This is a genomic window from Anaerococcus sp. Marseille-Q7828 (genome assembly GCF_949769285.1).
Classification (GTDB): Bacteria; Bacillota; Clostridia; order Tissierellales; family Peptoniphilaceae; genus Anaerococcus.
The window spans coordinates 1,348,623-1,369,099 of sequence record NZ_OX458331.1; the positions used below are offsets into that span (position 1 = coordinate 1,348,623).

28 protein-coding genes are annotated in these 20,477 nt (G+C 31.5%); 2 read left to right on the forward strand and 26 right to left on the reverse strand.

All coding sequences use genetic code 11. The annotated features are described in order from the left end of the window. Positions 1-192 precede the first annotated feature (192 nt). Positions 193-462: a hypothetical protein gene (locus tag QNH69_RS06355; protein ID WP_044566213.1), complete on the forward strand. Its 270-nt coding sequence runs from the start codon at positions 193-195 to the stop codon at positions 460-462. Positions 463-577: 115 nt separating this feature from the next. Here the strand turns inward: QNH69_RS06355 and QNH69_RS06360 are convergent, their stop codons facing one another. The 21 genes from QNH69_RS06360 to QNH69_RS06460 all read right to left on the reverse strand — a co-directional run bounded on the left by QNH69_RS06360 (position 578) and on the right by QNH69_RS06460 (position 15,899). Then, entirely contained in the window at positions 578-856 is a 279-nt protein-coding gene (locus tag QNH69_RS06360) for a hypothetical protein (protein WP_282929672.1), read from the reverse strand. 80 nt (positions 857-936) lie between these two features. Beyond that, entirely contained in the window at positions 937-2,178 is a 1,242-nt protein-coding gene (locus QNH69_RS06365; protein WP_282929673.1) for a U32 family peptidase, read from the reverse strand. After that, positions 2,175-2,807 (reverse strand): O-methyltransferase, encoded by a 633-nt coding sequence (locus QNH69_RS06370; RefSeq protein WP_282929674.1) that lies wholly within the window; start codon positions 2,805-2,807, stop codon positions 2,175-2,177. Before QNH69_RS06370 ends, QNH69_RS06365 begins: the two co-directional genes overlap by 4 nt. Continuing rightward, positions 2,794-4,473 carry a ribonuclease J gene (locus QNH69_RS06375; protein WP_282929675.1) on the reverse strand — a complete coding sequence of 560 codons (1,680 nt, stop codon included), beginning with the start codon at positions 4,471-4,473 and terminating at the stop codon, positions 2,794-2,796. Before QNH69_RS06375 ends, QNH69_RS06370 begins: the two co-directional genes overlap by 14 nt. After that, positions 4,470-4,913, reverse strand: coding sequence for a Fur family transcriptional regulator (locus QNH69_RS06380; protein ID WP_282929676.1), 444 nt, complete (start codon positions 4,911-4,913; stop codon positions 4,470-4,472). The genes QNH69_RS06375 and QNH69_RS06380 overlap by 4 nt, the downstream gene beginning before the upstream one ends. Then, positions 4,903-5,145 (reverse strand): DUF1292 domain-containing protein, encoded by a 243-nt coding sequence (locus QNH69_RS06385; protein WP_282929677.1) that lies wholly within the window; start codon positions 5,143-5,145, stop codon positions 4,903-4,905. The genes QNH69_RS06380 and QNH69_RS06385 overlap by 11 nt, the downstream gene beginning before the upstream one ends. Continuing rightward, the gene (gene ruvX / locus QNH69_RS06390; RefSeq protein WP_282929678.1) at positions 5,138-5,557 is read right to left on the reverse strand and encodes a Holliday junction resolvase RuvX; all 420 of its coding nucleotides are present in this window, start codon (positions 5,555-5,557) and stop codon (positions 5,138-5,140) included. The genes QNH69_RS06385 and ruvX overlap by 8 nt, the downstream gene beginning before the upstream one ends. Beyond that, positions 5,550-5,810: an IreB family regulatory phosphoprotein gene (locus tag QNH69_RS06395; RefSeq protein ID WP_282929679.1), complete on the reverse strand. Its 261-nt coding sequence runs from the start codon at positions 5,808-5,810 to the stop codon at positions 5,550-5,552. The genes ruvX and QNH69_RS06395 overlap by 8 nt, the downstream gene beginning before the upstream one ends. A 12-nt stretch (positions 5,811-5,822) precedes the next feature. After that, positions 5,823-8,438, reverse strand: a complete 2,616-nt coding sequence (gene alaS / locus QNH69_RS06400; protein ID WP_282929680.1) for an alanine--tRNA ligase — start codon at positions 8,436-8,438, stop codon at positions 5,823-5,825. Continuing rightward, positions 8,419-8,847: an Rrf2 family transcriptional regulator gene (locus QNH69_RS06405; RefSeq protein ID WP_044566223.1), complete on the reverse strand. Its 429-nt coding sequence runs from the start codon at positions 8,845-8,847 to the stop codon at positions 8,419-8,421. Before QNH69_RS06405 ends, alaS begins: the two co-directional genes overlap by 20 nt. Positions 8,848-8,855: 8 nt before the next feature. Further along, positions 8,856-9,476: a helix-hairpin-helix domain-containing protein gene (locus tag QNH69_RS06410; RefSeq protein WP_282929681.1), complete on the reverse strand. Its 621-nt coding sequence runs from the start codon at positions 9,474-9,476 to the stop codon at positions 8,856-8,858. Positions 9,477-9,504: 28 nt separating this feature from the next. Beyond that, complete coding sequence (rsfS, locus tag QNH69_RS06415) at positions 9,505-9,813, reverse strand: ribosome silencing factor (RefSeq protein WP_044566225.1); 309 nt, start codon at positions 9,811-9,813, stop codon at positions 9,505-9,507. Then, on the reverse strand, positions 9,806-10,360 hold the full coding sequence (gene yqeK, locus QNH69_RS06420) for a bis(5'-nucleosyl)-tetraphosphatase (symmetrical) YqeK (protein WP_282929682.1): 555 nt from the start codon (positions 10,358-10,360) through the stop codon (positions 9,806-9,808). Before yqeK ends, rsfS begins: the two co-directional genes overlap by 8 nt. Next, a complete protein-coding gene (gene nadD / locus QNH69_RS06425; RefSeq protein ID WP_282929683.1) occupies positions 10,353-10,949 on the reverse strand; it encodes a nicotinate (nicotinamide) nucleotide adenylyltransferase in 597 nt (198 codons plus the stop codon). The genes yqeK and nadD overlap by 8 nt, the downstream gene beginning before the upstream one ends. A gap of 12 nt (positions 10,950-10,961) precedes the next feature. Beyond that, positions 10,962-11,246, reverse strand: a complete 285-nt coding sequence (gene yhbY, locus QNH69_RS06430) for a ribosome assembly RNA-binding protein YhbY (RefSeq protein ID WP_282929684.1) — start codon at positions 11,244-11,246, stop codon at positions 10,962-10,964. 8 nt (positions 11,247-11,254) lie between these two features. Further along, on the reverse strand, positions 11,255-12,535 hold the full coding sequence (gene obgE / locus QNH69_RS06435) for a GTPase ObgE (protein WP_282929685.1): 1,281 nt from the start codon (positions 12,533-12,535) through the stop codon (positions 11,255-11,257). Positions 12,536-12,589: 54 nt separating this feature from the next. Beyond that, the gene (gene rpmA, locus QNH69_RS06440) at positions 12,590-12,883 is read right to left on the reverse strand and encodes a 50S ribosomal protein L27 (RefSeq protein WP_044566230.1); all 294 of its coding nucleotides are present in this window, start codon (positions 12,881-12,883) and stop codon (positions 12,590-12,592) included. Between the two features lies 1 nt (position 12,884). After that, positions 12,885-13,196: a ribosomal-processing cysteine protease Prp gene (locus QNH69_RS06445; protein ID WP_282929686.1), complete on the reverse strand. Its 312-nt coding sequence runs from the start codon at positions 13,194-13,196 to the stop codon at positions 12,885-12,887. 3 nt (positions 13,197-13,199) lie between these two features. Beyond that, positions 13,200-13,511: a 50S ribosomal protein L21 gene (gene rplU / locus QNH69_RS06450; RefSeq protein WP_044566232.1), complete on the reverse strand. Its 312-nt coding sequence runs from the start codon at positions 13,509-13,511 to the stop codon at positions 13,200-13,202. Between the two features lie 112 nt (positions 13,512-13,623). Continuing rightward, the gene (gene thiI, locus QNH69_RS06455; RefSeq protein ID WP_282929687.1) at positions 13,624-14,784 is read right to left on the reverse strand and encodes a tRNA uracil 4-sulfurtransferase ThiI; all 1,161 of its coding nucleotides are present in this window, start codon (positions 14,782-14,784) and stop codon (positions 13,624-13,626) included. Beyond that, positions 14,781-15,899 carry a cysteine desulfurase family protein gene (locus QNH69_RS06460; RefSeq protein WP_282929688.1) on the reverse strand — a complete coding sequence of 373 codons (1,119 nt, stop codon included), beginning with the start codon at positions 15,897-15,899 and terminating at the stop codon, positions 14,781-14,783. Before QNH69_RS06460 ends, thiI begins: the two co-directional genes overlap by 4 nt. A 67-nt stretch (positions 15,900-15,966) precedes the next feature. Here QNH69_RS06460 and QNH69_RS06465 point away from each other — a divergent pair, with 67 nt between their 5' ends. Beyond that, a complete protein-coding gene (locus tag QNH69_RS06465) occupies positions 15,967-16,872 on the forward strand; it encodes a ribonuclease H-like domain-containing protein (RefSeq protein WP_282929689.1) in 906 nt (301 codons plus the stop codon). On the opposite strand, the gene QNH69_RS06470 is transcribed toward QNH69_RS06465, so the two are convergent. From QNH69_RS06470 to QNH69_RS06490, 5 genes are all read right to left on the reverse strand, one after another. Next, entirely contained in the window at positions 16,867-17,544 is a 678-nt protein-coding gene (locus QNH69_RS06470; protein WP_282929690.1) for a uracil-DNA glycosylase, read from the reverse strand. The genes QNH69_RS06465 and QNH69_RS06470 overlap by 6 nt on opposite strands. A gap of 1 nt (position 17,545) precedes the next feature. After that, the gene (lspA, locus tag QNH69_RS06475) at positions 17,546-17,989 is read right to left on the reverse strand and encodes a signal peptidase II (protein ID WP_282929691.1); all 444 of its coding nucleotides are present in this window, start codon (positions 17,987-17,989) and stop codon (positions 17,546-17,548) included. Beyond that, the gene (locus tag QNH69_RS06480; RefSeq protein WP_282929692.1) at positions 17,986-18,753 is read right to left on the reverse strand and encodes a YlmH/Sll1252 family protein; all 768 of its coding nucleotides are present in this window, start codon (positions 18,751-18,753) and stop codon (positions 17,986-17,988) included. The genes lspA and QNH69_RS06480 overlap by 4 nt, the downstream gene beginning before the upstream one ends. Positions 18,754-18,800: 47 nt before the next feature. Next, positions 18,801-19,421 carry a cell division protein SepF gene (locus QNH69_RS06485; protein WP_282929693.1) on the reverse strand — a complete coding sequence of 207 codons (621 nt, stop codon included), beginning with the start codon at positions 19,419-19,421 and terminating at the stop codon, positions 18,801-18,803. 66 nt (positions 19,422-19,487) lie between these two features. Next, on the reverse strand, positions 19,488-20,477 hold the full coding sequence (locus tag QNH69_RS06490; protein WP_282929694.1) for an NAD(P)H-dependent glycerol-3-phosphate dehydrogenase: 990 nt from the start codon (positions 20,475-20,477) through the stop codon (positions 19,488-19,490).

Genomic DNA, 20,477 nt, shown 5'->3' on the forward strand with positions numbered 1-20,477 from the left:
CACAATAATATACCAATTTTTACCTATAATTACAAAGGAATATAAAAATATTTTAAATGATACTATTTGTAATATATTAATAGGTAAAATCTTAATTAAATTTGCATAAATTGTTAAAGATATTGCAATAAAAATCTAAGTGTATTATAATTATATTAAAGATAAAATGTACATATAAAAAGGGAGTAAATTATGACAGATAAGAAAAAAGATAAAGTAATTGATCCAAAAACAGGTGAAGTTTGCTGCTCTAGCCAATATGAAGGTAATGATGAGCTTGACAAAAAAACTCGTGCATCAGAAACAACAAAAGGTGGAGATGATATAGACAAGAAATATTCTCCTGACCAAGAAGAACTTAAAACAGAAGTAGATGAAGCAGATCAAATCTCAAACGTTGGTGTAGAAAGCAGAAGAACACGTGAAGATGATTTGTCAGAAAATCCTTCTAAAGATAAATAGTTTATAATACTTACATAGCCTCCATTTCACTTGTGATTTGGAGGTTTTTTTTAATAAAAAACCAAGCTTTGCGATTTTTACAAGGCTTGGTAGATATTTAACTTATATTGACTTATTAATTATCACTTTCTTCTGATGGATTTTCTGAAAGTTCATCAACTCTTGTTCTTCTTCCTTCAGCACTTGGCCCAGATACTTGTCCTGCCTCATCAATTGTGCTGTTTCTATACTCTGTATCAGTAGTATATTTGTCATCAGGGTCTTTAAAATTTAAGCTTTGATCACTTGATTTTACTTTTTCTTCTAAAGATTCATCGCCTTCAAATTGACTAGTTTCTTTTTCTTGTCCAGTTTCAGGATTTATAATTTTTTCGTTTTCTTTTTTATCTGTCATTTTTAACTCCTTTTCTATTCCACTATATTTTATACCCAAATAAAGGTAATTTAAAATTTATTGTTGTTTTTTCTAAAATATCAGTCATTATCTTCGCTAATGGCTCTTCTCAGTAAATCTCCCTTTTCTAGTGGATAATCAATTGTCATATAGATTTTTTCCTTGGCTTTGTTAGCAACTTCTATATCCTCACCCTTGGAATTTCTCATATTCTCGATTTTAAATTCGTAAAAATCTTTTTTATTGCCAAATATTTCTATCTCTTCTCCTAGGAAAAACCTATTTCTTTGTTCAATAATAGCTTCTTTGCTATCATTATTGTAATCTAATACCTTGCCTATAAAGTCATATTTTCTAATATATGATGAAGTTTCATAGATTTGACCATCTCCATCAGGTTTATTATGGAAGAACCCCTTTGTATAGTGCCTGTGACTTGCTTTTTCAACTTCATTAAAATACTTTTGGATAGTTTCTTTATTATAATTACCTTCATAATAAGCATCTATAGCCTGTCTATAGCTTCTTATAACAGTAGCAACATAAAACTCTGTCTTCATTCTTCCTTCGATTTTAAAGCTATCAATACCAGCTTCTATAAGCTTATCAAGTTCATCTATCAAACATAGGTCTTTAGAGTTCATTATATAGGTCCCTGAGCCATCTTCTTCTATTGGATAATACTCTCCCGGCCTATTTTCTTCTTGTATACTGTATTTCCATCTACAAGCTTGAGCACAATCTCCTCTGTTGGCATCACGTCCTGTCATATAGTTAGATAGTAGACATCTACCTGAGTAGGATATACACATAGCTCCATGAACAAATACTTCTATTTCCAAATCTTTTGGAGTATTGTTCCTAATCTCGATGATTTCTTCCAATGACAGTTCACGAGCTAATATAACTCTTTTTGCTCCCATCTTATACCAAAAATTAACAGTTGCTGTGTTGGTTACAGAAGCTTGGGTAGATATGTGAAGGTCTATATTAGTTAGTTCCTTAGCCAATGTAAAGATACCAGGATCAGAAATTATAAGTGCATCAACACCTATCTCATCAAGAAAATTTAAGTAATCTTCAATACCGTTCATATCTTCATCGTGAGGCACAATATTCATTGTTATATGAACTCTAACTCCGTTGTCATGGGCAAATTTTACAGCTTCAATCATAGCTTCTCTATCAAAATTTTTGGCATTTGCCCTAAGACCAAAGCTATCTCCAGCCATAAATACTGCATCTGCTCCAAACTTTACAGCTGCTTCTAACCTCTCCATATCACCTGCGGGGGCAAGTAATTCCACTTTTTCTCTAGTCATTTATTCTCCTTAACACTTATAGTTAAACCATCACCTATTGGTATGATAGAAGTTTTAAAGTATTTCCTATCGCTAACATAGGCTAGGTAATTTCTTAATCTTTTTACAATAGTGATCATTCTCTTATTTACCAAATCATCATTTAAGACCATGCCTTTGAACAGAACATTATCAGCTATAATTATTCCTCCATCATTTAATAAATCAGCACAAATTTTAAAATAGTCTTCATAGTGAGCCTTATTGGCATCAATAAAAACAAAATCAAAGCCTTGACTTATATTATTCAAGGCTTTCATTGCATCATCATTTATTAAATTTATAGGGGCATTGTATTTATCAAAATTATTTTTGGCTATATTTGATGTAGTTTCATCTAATTCTATGGTAGTAATATCAGCTTTAGTATATTTATAAAAAACTAAGGACGAATATCCTATTGCCGTACCTATTTCTAGTATGGTTTTTGGTCTTTGTATAGCCAATATACTTTTGATAAATTCTTTGCTCTCTACATTCATTATAGGGACATCATTCTTTAAAGCGTATGACCTTAGTTCTAAAAAGTCCCTATCTTCAATAATGTTTTCTAAATAATCACTAGTATGCTGGTAATTAATATATCTCATTATTTTCTACTTCTGATATTACTGGTAATATCATAGGATCACGACCTAGTTCATTATATAAATAAGATTTTAAGTCTTCTCTAATTTGATATTTTATTTGACTTAAAGCTCTTATTTCTTCTTTTTGACATTTTTCAACAGATCTTAGTACTACTTCTTTTGAGTTTTCTATAATATCTTGGTTTTCTTTTACATATACAAAACCACGAGATACTATTTCTGGACCTGCAAGTAGAGCTTGGGTATTTCTATCAAAAGTGATGGATACAACCATAAGACCATCTTCTGATAGGTGTTTTCTATCTTTAAGGACAATATTGCCTACATCACCAATACCAGAACCATCTACCAAGACTTTGCCAGCTGTTACTTTTCCTGATACTTTTGCTGATTTTTTAGTAAACTCTAGCACATCGCCATTTTCTAGAATAAATATTTTATCTTTATCCATTCCCATATCTTCGGCTATCTGTTGGTGAGTTTGTAATTGACGAGCCTCACCATGGGCAGGTAGTAGATATTTTGGTGTAGTTAGTTGGTACATTAATTTTATTTCTTCTTGGCAAGCATGACCTGATGCATGGACTTTTGCTAGAGATGCGTATATTATATTTACACCAATCTTTGTAAGTTTGTTAATGGTATTATTGATAGCTATCTCGTTACCTGGAATTGCTGATGAAGAAAGTATTACAGTATCTGTTTCATTTAGGTGAATTTGTTTGTGTTCTCCATTAGCCATTCTTGTTAGTGCTGATAGCGGCTCACCTTGAGTACCTGTTGAAAGAACAACTATCTCATCATCAGCATAAGATTTGATATTTTTCATATCAATTAGTGTATTGCTCTTAACTTTTAAATATCCCAAATCGCTAGCAATCTTAACGTTATTTAGCATAGATCTACCAGAAAGTGCAACTTTTCTGTTATATTTTTCGGCCGCATATATTACTTGTTGAACTCTATGAAGGTTACTTGCAAAGGTAGCAACAATTATCCTGCCACTTACTTGACCGAAAATCCTTATAAAAGTATCTCCAACTTCTTTTTCACTAAGTGAGTGACCAGGTCTTTCAACGTTTGTACTATCTGCATAAACTGCTAGTAAGCCTTTTTTACCTAGTTCTGCTAGCCTTTGTATATCTGTTGGATCACCATCAATTGGTGTAAAGTCCATTTTAAAGTCACCTGTAAATAGGATTGTTCCTACAGGTGATTTAACTGCTATAGAACATGAATCTGGAATAGAGTGGCTTACTCTAATAAATTCTACACTTAATTCGCCAACATTAACCTTATTATTGACGTTTACCATTTTGATTCTATTTGGATTTAATCCATGTTCTTTAAATTTGTTTTCTAATAGACCTTTTGTTAATTTTGAACAATATACATTTGTATCTACACTCTTTAAAAAATATGGAATAGCGCCAATATGGTCTTCGTGCCCGTGGGTTACAAATATACCCCTTAGTTTATCCTTATTTTCTTCTACATAGGTAAAATCTGGTATTACTATATCTACCCCAAGCATATCTTGGTCAGGGAATGTAAGTCCACAGTCTATCATAACCATGTCATTTCCGTATTCAACTACAGTACAGTTCTTACCAATTTCTTGCAATCCCCCGATAGGAATTAGCTTTAATTTCTTCTCATGTCTCATTTATACTCCTTAAGTTTTTGACATTCGGAGCATGTGCCATAAATTCTCAGAGAATAATATTTCATATCAAAATCATACGTATCTTTTAATGACTTTGTTAATTCATTTTTATCTATACATTCATCTTCAATTATTTTCCCACAACTAGTACAAATAATATGATCGTGATGGTCATTTAATGAATCTATAAGCTCATAGGTGTAGGCATTGTCAGTAAATTCTTGTTTGTTAACAATACCCAATTCTTCAAAAATATTTAAAGTTCTATATATTGTTGCAATTCCTACTTGCTTATTATCCTCATGAACAATGGAAAATAGTTCTTCTGGTGTAACATGCTTTGGAGAGCTATCTTTTAAAACATTAAAAATAATCTCTCTTTGCTTTGTAAACTTTTGATTATGATCTTCAAAAATTTTTCTAACTTCTTTAGTTTCCATTGTCTTCATCCTTCATTTCTTCATACAATTTGATGATTTCATCTAATTCTTCCTGATCATCTATAGCTTTAAATATAACTTCATCGTCATTATTTATTACTTCTGCTATAAGAATCAAATCATCATCTTCTTGTTGAAGGGCACAGTAATTTTTGTCATCTACTCCGAAAGTATCTATTATATTAAATTTGACTTCATTATTATCTTCATCATATAAAACAATACTATCCATTGTTTCTCCTGTCTAAATAGCTTTGCAAGATAAATGTAGCTGCAATTTTATCTATATATTTCTTCCTATTTTCACGTCTTACATCCATATCAATAAGCACCCTTTCTGATTGAAGAGTGGTCATTCTTTCATCCTCATAAATAATCTCTTTGTCAGTTTGCTTTTTTAGCAAATCTACAAAACTCATTACTTTCATAGATTGAGGGCCTATGGAATTATTCATATTTTTAGGAAGACCTACCACAATTGTTTTTACATCTTCTTTTTCTATAATTTCAACTAGCCTTTGAATATCTAGGCTTGCTTTTTTTCTTTTTATTGTTTCTATAGGATGAGCCATCAAAAACATAGGGTCGCTAAGAGCAACCCCAATAGTTTTATCACCTACATCCAGACCCATTATCCTAGTCATTGATATAGCTATTTAATAATTCTTCAAGTATTTCATCTCTATCTACAACTCTTATTAGTTTACGAGCACCATTGTGAGCTGTAATATAGGTAGGATCCCCAGATAACAAATATCCAACGATTTGCCCTGTTGGTTTATAACCTTTTTCTTCTAGGGCATTATAAACAGTAGTTAGAATATCTCTTATATCCTTTTGGTTATCTCTTTCAGGTTTAAAAGCAATAGTTTCGTTAAAATTATTATTTTCAGTCATTTTAAAACTCCTCTATATAATCTGATGAGCTCTTTCTAAAGCAAGATCTACTTTAGAAATATCTTTTCCTCCAGCTTGTGCGAAGTTCTTTCTTCCTCCGCCGTTTCCACCAGTTAACTGACTTATCTCTCTTACTATTTTTCCTGCGTCATATCTATTAGTTAAACTATCATCAACAGAAACCGTAAATATCAACTTATTATTACTTAGACTTGCAAAAACTATGACTAAATTATCAAATGTTTGTTTTAATCTATTTTCATAATCACGCATCTGATCTGTAGTCGCATCTTCAAATTTATAAATAAGTAGATTTATATCATCTTTCTTCTCTACAGCTTTTTTTAATTGATCAAAAGTATCTTTGTTTGAAGATGATTTTAATCTTTTTATTTCTTCTTTTTGATTTGCGATTTCTTCTTTAATAGATTTGATTCTATTTTCAATTAAATCTTCTCTAGTTCCTAGATCCGCAGCTATTTGTTCTAGGTCATCTTTTTGTTTTTGTAAAAGCTCATAAACTTTTTTACCGCTTATAGCTTCTATTCTACGAACGCCAGCAGAAACTGATGATTCGCTTATTATTTTTAACATTAAGATTTCAGATGAATTGTTTACATGGCATCCGCCACATAATTCTTTAGAATAATCTCCGATGGAAACGACCCTAACTTCGTCTTTGTACTTGTCCTCAAATAGTCCTATAGCTCCCATTTCTTGGGATTTTTTGAATGGGAGAATTTCTTTTGTTACATCTAACTGTTCTCTGATTTTTTCGTTAACTATATCTTCAATTTCTCTTTTTTGGCTAGCTGTAAGTGATCCATTATAGGTAAAATCAAATCTGAGTTTCTCATCATCTACTAGAGATCCTGCTTGGTTTATACTATCACCTAATACATCTCTGAGGGCTTGGTCTAATAAGTGAGTTGCTGAGTGATTTCTTGTTATATCTAAGCGACGAGTTTTACAAACTTCAAAAGTATATTCTTCATCAGTATGAATTTCACCATCTATGATTTCTACATAGTGGAAATAAATATCATTTTTCTTTTGAACATCGGTAACTTTTGCCTTAGCATTATCACTATATATATAACCTATATCAGCTACTTCACCACCGCCTTCAGCATAAAATGAAGTCTTATCACTTACTACTATACCTTCTTGGCCCTCTTTTAGCGATTTTACTTGGCCATTTTCGTCAAATAAATTAGTAATTTTTGCATTAACTGATAAATTATCATAACCAATAAAGTCTGTTGGGTTGATTCCATCAGTAACTATATTATCAAGTGACCAACCAGCGTCTTTTTTCCTTGCATTACGAGCTTTTTCCCTTTGATCTTCCATCTCTTGATTAAATTTATCTTCATCTACATCGTAATCTTGTTCATTTAATATTTCTTTAGTCAAATCAAGAGGGAATCCATAGGTATCATACAATTTGAAGGCTTCAGATCCATCTAAGATTTTTTTGCCATCTTCTTCCATTTCAGCTATTAGAGTATTTAATCTATCTAAACCTTGATCTATAGTTTTTTGGAACCTATCTTCTTCTTCGATGATAACTTCGAGTATATGTTCTTTATTATCAGCTAATTCTTTGTATTCATCTTTATAGGAATCAATGACTTTATTTACAATCTTAGTTAAAAATTCGCCGTCTATACCAAGAAGCTTGCCGTGTCTATAGGCACGTCTGATAAGTCTTCTAAGGACATATCCACGTTTTTCATTTGATGGAACTACTCCATCTGAGACAAGGAATGTCATGGCCTTTACGTGGTCAGTGATAACTCTGATTGAAACATCATCTTTTGGATTTTCTTTATATGTTTTGCCTGATACTTTTTCTATTTCTCTTATAATATCTTGAGCTATATCAACTTCAAAGATATTATCTTTTTCTTGGAGAATCATGGCAATTCTTTCAAGGCCCATGCCAGTATCAATATTTGGATGAGCTAGAGGTGTATAGTTACCTTCGCTATCTTTATTAAATTGAGTAAATACTAGATTCCATATCTCTAGAAATCTATCAGAATTGTCATTACCAGGAGCATTGTCATTTTCATCAACTGCCTTGCTAGGACCCCTGTCTACGAATATTTCTGAACATGGTCCACATGGACCAACTTCTAGCTCCCAAAAGTTTTCATCCTTATCTTGACGTAGGATACGTTCTTTTGGCATGCCTACTTCATCTTTCCAAATGTTATAGGCTTCATCGTCATCTTTGTAGACAGTAACCCATAATAAATCCTTAGAAATTTCTAGGTGCTCAGTCAAATATTCATAAGCCCAAGTAATGGCCTCTTTTTTAAAATAATCTCCAAAAGAAAAGTTACCCAACATTTCAAAATATGTTCCATGGCGTTCAGTTTTTCCAACTCTTTCTATATCTCCAGTTCGAACACATCTTTGTGAAGATGTTGCCCTATTATTTTTCATGCTTTCTTCACCAGTAAAATACTTCTTAAGTGGTGCCATACCTGCATTGATTAAAAGCAAAGATTCATCATCTTTTGGTATTAGGGAAAATGATTTTAAAATTGTGTGATTTTTTTCATTACCAAAAAAATCTATATAAGATTTTCTAAGTTCGTTAACTCCTAAGTTTTTCATCGACTCTCCTATTATTTTGATTTACCATAGTATCTAATGTTATGGAATCAATAGTATCATTTATAGCTTCATCTAATTTATTAAAGGCAAAATATGCCCTACATTCATTGTCACAATGACTACCATCTTCAAGGCAACCTGTTACATTAAAAGTACCCTCAAGAACTCTTAATACTTCACCAACTGTTATTTGATCAAGTTTTTTTACTAGCTTATATCCGCCTTTTGGACCCCTAGTGGATTCAACTATATTAGCATTTTTAAGTAACCTTATGAGTTGTTCAAGGTAGTTATCTGACAAGTCAAGATTTTCTGATATTTCAGAAACAGGTATATATCCCCTATCTTCATTTTCTGCTAAGTAGCAAATAGCCCTTAGCCCATATTTACTTCTAGTTGATAATTTCATTATATCTCCTATACAGTTATCAAATCTTTAAGAGATTGATAAAATTTCTCTCCAATTCCATTTACATTTTTTATATCTTCAATAGTTTCAAATTTGTTAGATTCTCTATATTCTAAGATAGAATCAGCTCTCTTGTCTCCAATATTTGGCAAGGACATCAATTCTTCCTTGCTGGCCTTATTGATATTTATTTTATCCTTACTAGAGTCTTTGCTATCAGAAGTTATGATTGGTATTGTATCAGCAGTATCATCTGAACTTATTTCATAGATACTAGGTATGTATATTTTCATCTCATCTTCAAGCTTCATGGCAAGGTTTAAATCTTTTGCGTTTGCATTTTCTGTCAAACCACCAGCTTTTTTGATCAAATCATCAAGCCTGTCGCCATCTTCAAATTCGTAGACACCTTCTTTACTAATCTCACCAGAAATGTAGACTTTCATTTCATTTATTTCAACGTTTTCGTCTTCATCTGCAGGTGATAATGCATCAGAGGATGTATCAAGTAAAGAAATTTCTGATCCTAATAAATCATCTTCGTTATTCTTGACATAGTTATTAGCAAATAAAGCCACAACAACTATGATTAGACCCATTATAATTTTATCTTTTCTCTTATCATCCATTTTGAAAACCTAGCAATTTATGAGAAGATTATTCTTCCCATAAATCGTCTATTCCATAAAATTCCCTTTGTCTTTGTGTGAAGATATGAACTATAATATCATCTGCATCCATTAGTATCCATTCTCCTTCACGCAAACCTTCTTTAGATAGCAATTCATATCCGTTTTTATTAAGCTCTTCTTCAATATAGTCTGCTAGAGCTTTTGTTTGGATAACTGAAGTACCTGTTGCAATCACAAAGGTATCAGCAATAGAAGAATCGCTTAGTTCTAAAACATTAATATCTTCAGCTTTTCTATCATCTAAAACTTTTAAAATAATATCTAATTTATTCATTTTTCTCCTTAATCAAATAGTTGTAAGCACTGATAGTAAGTGGATGAATCAAAATCTGCTTATTGGTCAAATAGATAATATTGTGACTTAAGCTAGATAGTACTGCTTGGTCTATATCTTTTTTAGCCAAATCTCTTAATTCATCTACGCCCGGATAAGATCTTTCAGGTTCTATGGCATCTGCTAGGTAAATTATTTTTTCTAATTCACTCATATTTTCTTTGCCCGTAGTGTGATATCTTATAGCATCAAGTACTTGGTCATTATCTATATTATACACTTTTTTAGCTACTTCTGCTCCTAAAAAAGAATGCAAAACAGATTTATAATTGATAGTCTCAGAGCTTATATTAGCAGGAAATAATTTTAGATACTTATCTTCGTTGTACTTTGCGCAATCGTGAAGTATTGCTGCAGTTTTAACCAAATCATCATCGATATTTTTATTTAGTTTAAGGGCGGTTTCCATTACTCTCTTGCAATGTTTGAACCTTTTTGATCCAATATCCTCTACCAAGCTATTTTCCCAATTTTTCAAATCATACATATAGATTGTGCTCTCCTATAAAATCTATAACTTCATCAGTAACGAGGTATTTTATACTTTTACCCTCTTTTACCAAGCTTCTTATTAGGGTAGAAGATATGTTAATGTTTAAGTTGTTTATAAGATAGATTTCTTGGTTATCCTTTTTTATTTGATCAACTTTTTTCACAAGATCACTGTCACTATCGGTATTTGATCTTGTAAAGACAATTAACTTATCATTTAAAATTTTTTCATAATTTTTCCAAGTATCTATTGTCATAAAAGAGTCTTCACCCATGATATAATAGAATTCATTTTCTGGATAAGTCTTTTTGAAATAATCTAAAGTTTCATGGGTATAAACCACATCATCATTTCTAGCTTCATAGGTGGAAAGCTCTACCCTTGGATTGTCAGCTATTGCTCTTTTTACCATTTCAATCCTAAGGTCGGCCTTGGTTTTTTGTTTGTTTACTTTGTGTGGTGGATTGGAACTTGGAAGAATTATTATCTTATCTATGTCTAGGAAATTGAACACATTTTCCATGACTATTAGATGTCCAATATGGATTGGATCAAATGTTCCTCCATATAAACCAATTTTCATAATATATCCTGACTAAATATCGTATTTATTGTCGTCATTTTTCCTATAGATAGTAATAATACTTCCTAGGTGATTGACAAACTCAGCATTCAATTCTTCTAATAGTGTTTTTACTATCTCATCTTGGTCATCTAGGTTATTATTTAATACCTTGATTTTTATAAGTTCACGAGCCTCTAAGGCTTCGTCTATGGCTCCTATAGTTTCTTTAGTAAGTGAGTTTTTGCCTATATTTATAACTGGCTTAAAATCATGGCTTTCTGCCTTTAATTTTGCTCTTTGTTTACCACTAATCATTATTTCTCCTATTCATAATACTCAAAGACAATATCGCCAACTGCAACACTATCTCCTTGCTCAATTCCCATTTCCTTTAATTTGTCAAAAACTTCCATTTCTCTAAGTGTTTTTTCAAAAAACATACGAGAATCGTAGTCTTCAAGATTTACTTTTTCTAAAAGATTATCAATTCTTTTGCCGAATACAACAAAGATTTCATTATCTTTTGCAAATTGTAAGTCGTAGTCTATTTCCCTGTTATAATATTCTTCTAGGAAGTTCTCATCAACATCTTCCATAAGGTCAAATTTCTTATCTTCACTTTTTAAAAGAATGTCATAGCTTGCATCTAAAAGTTTCTTAATGCCATCAGTTGTTGCTGCGGATATTTGATAAATATCATAAGTATCCCCAAAAGTTTTAATAAAGTTCTCTGCATTATTATTAGTATCTAAGTCAGTCTTATTTAAGGCAACAATCATTGGTTTGTTGGCTAAATTTTCATTGTATAATTTTAGTTCCTCGTTGATAAGTTTAAAATCTTCTATTGGATCTCTTCCTTCTATTCCTGAAATATCAACTAGGTGGATAAGAACTCTACATCTTTCTATATGTCTTAAAAAGTCATGTCCAAGACCTTGACCTTCATTAGCTCCTTCTATGAGTCCTGGAATATCTGCGACTATAAAAGATCTTTCATTATCAATATTTACTACACCTAGGTTTGGATCTATGGTTGTAAAATGATAGTTTGCAATCTTTGGTTTAGCTGAAGAGATTACTGAAATCAATGTTGATTTACCAACATTTGGTAGACCGACAAGTCCAACATCAGCTAAGACTTTTAGTTCAAGAAGCAAATCGATCTCTTGTCCCTTTTTACCATTTTCTGCAAATCGAGGCGCTTGACGAATGGAGTTTTTGAAATGAACATTTCCTCTACCACCTTTGCCTCCTTTTGCTATTAGAAACACTTCTCCATCTTGCTTAAAATCTTTAATAATGGTATTAGAGTTTGCCTCTCTTAATATTGTTCCAACTGGAACTTTGATTATTAAATCATCACCTTTTTTGCCAAATTTCTTGTTTTTACCACCTGGTTGACCATTTTGTGCCTTATATTTGCTTTTGTATCTGAATTCATCTAGGGTAGATAGGTTTCTTGTAGCTTTAATAATGATACTACCACCATTGCCACCGTCACCACCAGCTGGTCCACCTGTCGGCTCGTATTTTTCCCTACGCCAAGCTACAGCTCCATTTCCGCCATCTCCAGCTTTTAGACTTATTTTTGCAAAATCTATCATAAAAAATTCCTTTCATATGAAAAAAACCTGCCGAAAAGGCAGGCTAAGTTTTTCTTAGGCAATATCTTGTTTTGGATAAACAGAAACTTGTTTTCTGTCGCGTCCTTTTCTTTCAAATTTTACAATTCCTTCACATGATGCGTATAGAGTATCATCTCCACCTTTTTTTACATTGTTGCCTGGGTGAATTTTTGTTCCTCTTTGTCTAACGATGATTGTTCCAGCGTTTACGAATTGACCATCAGCTCTTTTTGTGCCTAGTCTTTTACTTTCTGAATCTCTACCGTTTTTAGAAGAAGATACCCCTTTTTTACTTGAAAATCTTTGTAAGTTAATATTTAAAATCATATTATATCTCCTTATAATTTAATTTTACAAAGTTATTATAACTTTGCTCTAAGGTCCATATTCCTGTCTTAAAACTTGTAAATACCACTTCTGCCTTTTCATTTGTTTGATAGGTCATTAGTTTCATAATTTCATCGTCATCAGTAAATGAAAATTCATCAATGTATAACTCAAGAGTATTTACACAGGTGTAAGCAAGTATGCTTACTGCTGAACAAACTATGTCCTTGCCATACTCATCATAATCGGCATGGCCACTTATTTCAAATCCTACAATGTTTTCTTTTTTTAATAAAAGATTAACATTAATCATTTATTATAAAGAAATACTGTTAATTTTAACTAAAGTATATGGTTGTCTGTGACCTTGTTTTTTTCTATACATTTTCTTAGGTTTATATTTGAATACGACGATTTTCTTGTCTTTTGCTTGGTCTTCGATAGTTGCAGAAACTTTTGCATTTTCTACTGTTGGAGCTCCAACTTTTACATCACTATCTCCACCAACTAAAAGTACTTCATCAAATTCAACAGTTTCGCCTACTTCGTATGGTAGTTTTTCAACTCTAACTAGGTCGCCTTCTGATACTTTATATTGTTTTCCACCTGTTTTTATAATTGCGTACATAGGTGTCCTCCTAACTTCTCAAATTCTCGCCAGCGTAGGTGATCAGTACCCAAACTGAGCGGTTTACCTTATAATAATACTAATATAATAGTATTTTGTCAAATATTTTATCTTATATTCTTATAATTTCTATTGTATCCAGAGATTCATCTACTAACTTGTCTATATCAAGCTTTTCTTCACTCATTTTTATATAGTGAAGTTTAGGTTTTGTTAGTGGATTATCTGGGGCAAATATTGAACAACAATCATCAAATGGTTCAATTGACTTTTCATAGGATCCAATGTCCTTTGATAAATCAACTATGTCTTTTTTATCCATAGCTATTAATGGTCTTAGTAATGGTAAACTTGTTGCTTCTTCTACTACAGATAGGGATTCTAGGGTTTGACTAGCTACTTGACCTAGACTATCTCCAGTAATTAATGCCTTATATTCATATTTTTCTGAAAGCTTTTCTGCAATTCTAACCATAAATCTTCTAGATAAAATGGTTGTTTCACGTCTGTCACAGTTTGTAGCAATAGCCTTATAAATTTCAGATAAGTTTACCATAAATAAGTTCATTGGTCCAGTATAATCGCTCATAATTTCTGCTAAATCAATTGCTTTTTGTTTTGCTTTAAGGGAGGTATATGGGTAGGAATGAAAATGTAGAGCATTGACTTTCATACCACGTTTTGCCATCAAGTATCCAGCAACAGGTGAATCTATCCCACCTGATAGCATTAATAGTCCATTTCCACTAGATCCTATAGGAAGTCCTCCGAGACCAGCATATCTTTTTGAATATATATAGGCATTGTTCTTAATATCTATAAACACCTTAAAATCAGGATCGTGAATATCAACTTTTAGATTTGGAAACTCATCCAAAATTTTATCACCCATCAACATATTAAATTCAGGTGATTGATATTTAAAGGACTTATCAACTCTCTTTGTTTGAACTTTGAAAGTTAATTCATCTTCTCCATAAGCGTCTATTATAGATTTTTTGATGGCCTCAAATATATCTTCTTCATTTTTTTCTGTCCTATATACTATATCTATATATGCTATACCAAATACTTTTTGTAATTGTTCAATAATAGCTTCAAAATTCTCCTCATTAGCCTCTATATATAACTTGGCACTTTCTGTATAGTACTTATCGTAGCCGATAGATTTTATATTTTTAAATATATGGGATAGGGCGTTGTTATAAAATTGCTTCCTATTTGCTCCCTTGAGAAATAGCTCTCCAAAACTTACTGATATTAGAGCTTTCATATCATAACCTTTCTAATTTCACTAATACTATTTTTTAAAACCTTAATAGTCTTATCAATATCTTCCTTGCTAGTTGTATCTGTAAAAGAAAATCTAATTACACCATCTTTGTAAGCATCATCAACACCCAGAGCCTCCAAAATCCTATTATTGTTTCCCTTAGAACAAGCTGATCCACTTGAAACATATATCTCTTTTTGCTCTAGCATATGGAGCAAAACTTCAGATTTTATGTTTTTAAAGGCTACTGAAAGTATGTGAGGAGCAAAATTATCATCTGGCGAATTAATTTCTATGTCTTCGATATTATCTAAAATCTCATTTCTCATATATAGATTTAAATTTTTGACAGATTCTCTATCAAAATTTTCCATATGTTCTTTTAGGGCTACACCCATAGCATATATAGCTGGGTGGTTATCTGTCCCACTAGATATAACTTGTTGACGACCACCAAATAAAACTGGTTTCAATTTTGATAGGATATTTTTCTTAACATATAGGCCACCTACTCCCTTTGGGCCGTGGAATTTGTGGGCAGAAAAACTCATTAAGTCAACTCCGAGTTTCTTTACATCGCAATCTATCTTTCCCAAGGCTTGGGTTGCGTCTATGTGTAGGATGATATTTTTACCCTTAAGAATTTTACTAATGGCAGTAATATCTTGGATTGTTCCAATTTCATTGTTTACATAGATTATTGAAACTAGTTTGACATCTTTATCATCTATCTTTTCATTTAATTCTTCCAAATCTATGTAGCCATGCCTATCCGTTTTTAAATAAATTACTTCTTTGTAAGGATATGAATTAAAGCTATCAAAAACAGATGAGTGTTCAATAGAAGTTGTAATAGCCTTTGAATTATCACCACTAAAGGAACTTATAACTATATTATTGGCTTCAGTGGCTCCCTTGGTGAAATAAATTTCGTTAGGATTGGCATTAATAACTTTTTCGATAATTTTCTTTGATTCATCAATCAATTCTTCAGATTTCATGCCAAAAGAATGCAGAGATGAAGAATTTGAAAAATATGTATTCTCGGCAAAATCTCTTGCTTCCTGGCTTTTTTTTGAAATTTGTGTAGTAGCTGCATTATCTAAATATATCATAGCATCTCCTTCAAGTATATAATTATATTACTAACTTTAATATATACAAATCAAGTATAATATAGATATGATAACTTACAAAAAATTATATCAACCTGATAACATAAAAGAAAACGAAATAATTTTAGATATAGAAACTACAGGATTGGATTCTTCTTGTGATCAACTAGTAGTCTTGGGTACCATTGCCTATGAAGATGACAAGTGTTACATAAAACAATACTTTGCTGAAGATGACCATGAGGAAAAAAGATTATTAGAAATATATACTAATTTAATAGTTGATAAGACTATAATTAATTTTAATGGAGATATATTTGATATTCCTTTTTTGAACAACAGACTCATAGCAAATGAACTATTTCCAGTATTTCCAGATTCCTACGATATACTCAAAGAGATTTCATCAAATCGAAAATTCTTTGTGTTTGAATCTATGAAGCTAATAGATCTAGAAAAAAAGATAGGCATATTTAGAGATGATCCAAGTAGGTATAAGGTTATAAGCAAGCTTACAGATGACATAATAAAAAGAGATAAACCAAAGCCTATAATGATTCATAATGAAAATGATCTAATTGCAACTGAAAAACTTGCAAATATAAAAGATTACTTTAATGATGAACTTTCTACAAACTTAGCAAATAATAAAATCACCTTAAATTCTTCCTGGATTAATAATGATATTGCCAAATTTGTACTCACTTCAGAAAAATCTTTTGCAAATTCTTATTTTAACGGTCCTAACTATGAGCTTAGAATTGAAGAGGATAAGATAGATATAAACTTACAAGTTCTTTACGGGATGTTTGATGAAAACACCAGAGGATTTGTTGCATTAAATATTTTTAATATAGAAAATATTAGTAGAGTAGATGTGGATCCAAATCTTTTTGTTATTAAGGAAAACTATATTTTTAATTACAAAAACATACTAAATTTAAGCAAAAAAATAATAGAGACCCATTTATAGGTTCTCTATTTGCCAATCTATAGGTTCTTGACCCATAGATTTTAAGAAATTATTTGTTCTTGAAAATGGCTTTGATCCAAAAAATCCCCTTGATGCCGAAAATGGTGATGGATGAGGTGATTTTATTATTAAATGCTTGGGATTAGTAATAAATGGTTCTTTGCTTTGAGCATTTCGTCCCCAAAGTATGAAAACTATTGGTTTTTCTCTATCATTTAATAATTTGATTATCCTATCTGTAAGTATCTCCCAGCCTAGTTTTTCGTGTGAATTAGGCTCACCTGCTCTTACTGTTAAAGATGTATTTAGTAGTAGAACTCCTTGGTCTGCCCATTTTTTAAGGTAACCATTATCAGGAATGTAAGTTCCTATGTCTTCGTGCATTTCTTTATAAATATTTAAAAGAGATGGTGGTGTCCTTACACCTTTTTTGACAGAAAAAGCATAGCCATGAGCTTGTCCTTTACCATGGTAGGGATCCTGGCCTAGGATTAAAACCTTACAGTCCTCATAAGCTACAGATTTTAATGCATTAAAAATGTCATACATATCAGGATAAACGGTATAGTTTCTGTACTCTTTTATAAGTTGTCTTCTCAAATTTTGATAGTAAGTTTTTTCCCGTTCAGCCGCTAATAGCAGGTCCCAATCATTGCCAATAAATACACTCATTTTAGTTCTTACTTTCTTCAAAAAACAATAGGTAGATAATAATTAAAAAACTTCCAACAGTAACAAATATATCCGCTACATTAAATACAGGGAATTTAACAAAGGCAAATTCTAAGAAATCGACAACATATCCTTGGATGAGTCTGTCATAAAAATTACCTATGGCTCCTGATATTACAAAGGCAAGAGCTATATTTAGAATTTGAGGATTTGTTTTATAATTTTTTATAAAATAAAAAATTAATCCGGCTACAATAACAATAGTTAATAGAATAAAAAATATTCTATTATCCTGTAATATACCAAAAGCAGCCCCCCTATTTTCCAAGTATGTAAGGTTTAAAAGCTTGCCTTGGTGAGGATTTTCTATAAAATTATTTATAGCATAATTTTTGCTTACTCTATCTAGTACTATTCCTACAATTATTATTAAAATATATATCATTTCAACTTCCTATAGTTAATATGTAAGTTACCTTTTTTGCTTGATCCAGTAATCTCATCAAATATGAATCTACCTTCTTTTCTTATAGAAATCATAGCTCCTTCATCGATAGTTTTACCAGGATCATCGATAAGTTCATAATTAACTTTTACATTTTTATTATTTATTATATCTTTAGCCTTTGACCTTGACCTGTTTAAAAACATGGAAATAAGATTATCTAGTCTAAGAGAAGATACAAAACCACTAAATTGATCAAACTCATCTTCTATAATATCTAGCTGTGCTTGATTTTTTATTTCTATATCTATTCCTTCTCTTTTTATTTTCGTGAGATTATATTTTACAAAATTTGCCTTATCTTTTAAGATAGCAAACTCACAAAAATCATCAGCAATTACTATATCTCCCACCTTAGTCCTATCTACATCAAGACTCATCAAGGCTCCTAGAACATCCGGATGCCTTAGGGAGTTTTGCTTAAATCTTAGTATAGATATGTAGTTTTCTTCTACTAATGGTAAATAGTAATAATTTGCTACAAATATTTTTCTTTCGGCAAGGTCGTTACCGCCAATAAAACTTATATCTATTCCATTTTTTATGGCGATTGATCTTATGACATCTTGCTCATATGGATCTAAGAAAAAACTTGATTCTTCTATGTTCTTATAATAGGATCTTTCAAGGATTGCTAAGGCTTTTTTTATGTTACTTTTCTTTGCTTTGTCTGTTATAAAGTCTAAATTAAATTCTAAGCTCATAAAAAATAAAAGGGCTGTTATTAATCAAACAGCTCCTTATCCTTTACCTATAATTGGTTGTAGTTTCCTTCAGATATTTGTTCTGTGACTGTGTTGTCTATCTCAACACCATTTGGTGTTATTACAAATATTCCTTTGGTTACTTTTTCTACAGTTCCATCTAGGGCATATACAGCTCCAGATACAAAGTCAAAGATCCTTCTTCTCATATCTGCATCTACCATTTCTAGATTTAGAACAACTACTTTCTTGTTAATAATGTCATTTATTACACTTGGAGCATCTTGTTCGTAATCAAGTGGTTCTTGAATACTGATTCTTAAAGATGATCTGCTAGTAAAATTATTGTCTGTCATACTTCCTACTCTATCTCCTCTTTTTGATGGTCTTTGGTAACGGCTACTTGCTGGTTTGTAATCAGTTGATGAGTAGCTACTATCAAGGTAATCTGAAGAATAATTATATGAATCACTTGATGATCCACTATATTCACTTTCATAGGTCTTTGTATTGCTTTCAAAAGATGATTGATTATCATCTAATAAGCTTGCATAGCTTTCCCTACTTGTTAAATCTTCTTTTTCCTCATCTTCGTAATAAGCTTGATCCTCATCGTAATCATCATAGTTATCGTCTATACCAATAAATTCTTTAAACTTGTCAAACATATAAATTCCTTTACTTTTTTTCTTCTACATATTATTATAACTCAAATTATTCAAAATGAAACATAATTATATGAATTCACTTTTTAAATTTCTACCCATTAAATCGCTAATTGATTCATCAGCTGATTTATTTTTGTAAAGAATTTCATAAATTTCTTTTGTTATTGGTAGTTCAATATTTTTCTCACTTGCCAATTCATAGATTGCCCTAGTAGTAGGTATACCTTCAACTACCATATTTATTTCATTATTAACTTCTTCTATGCTAAGACCCTTACCTAATAGAATACCTGCCCTATTGTTTCTGGAATGCATACTTGTTGCAGTTACAATAAGATCTCCAATTCCCGCAAGACCATTTATAGTTTGCTGGTGTGCACCAAAAGATTCGGTAAATCTACTCATCTCATGGATTCCCCTAGTCATTATAGCAGCCTTTGTATTATCACCATAACCAAGGCCAGAAACTATACCTATACCTAAGGCAAGAGTGTTTTTAATTGCTCCACCTAGTTCAACTCCTATGACATCTGTTGATCTGTATACCCTAAAGAAGTCTGTATTGAAGATTTCTTGGATTTCTTTAGCTACATTTTCATCTTCGCAAGCACAAACTATGGCTGTAGGCATTTCTAGTATGACTTCTTCAGCATGAGTTGGACCACTTAATACAGCGTAGGTAATATTTTTCCCTAGGATATCATAAAATATCTCAGACAGGCGAAAATGAGTCTTAAGCTCTAGTCCTTTGGATAAATTAATAAATACATTGTCTTCACTTACATATTGCTTTAGCTTTTCTAGAACACTTCTAGTACTTTGGGTAGGTATTGCATTAACAATAAATCTATTGGAAAATATATCTTCCAAATTATTTGTAGCTCTAATATTTTCTGCTAGTTTAAAATCACTTAAGTATTTTCTGTTTACATGGTTTTGATTGATGCTTTCAACATCGTCTATGTTTCTAGCATATAGAAGGACATCATATTTTGTTGAGAGTACATGAGCTATAGCTGTAGCCCAAGATCCTGCACCCAAGATTGAAATTTCCAT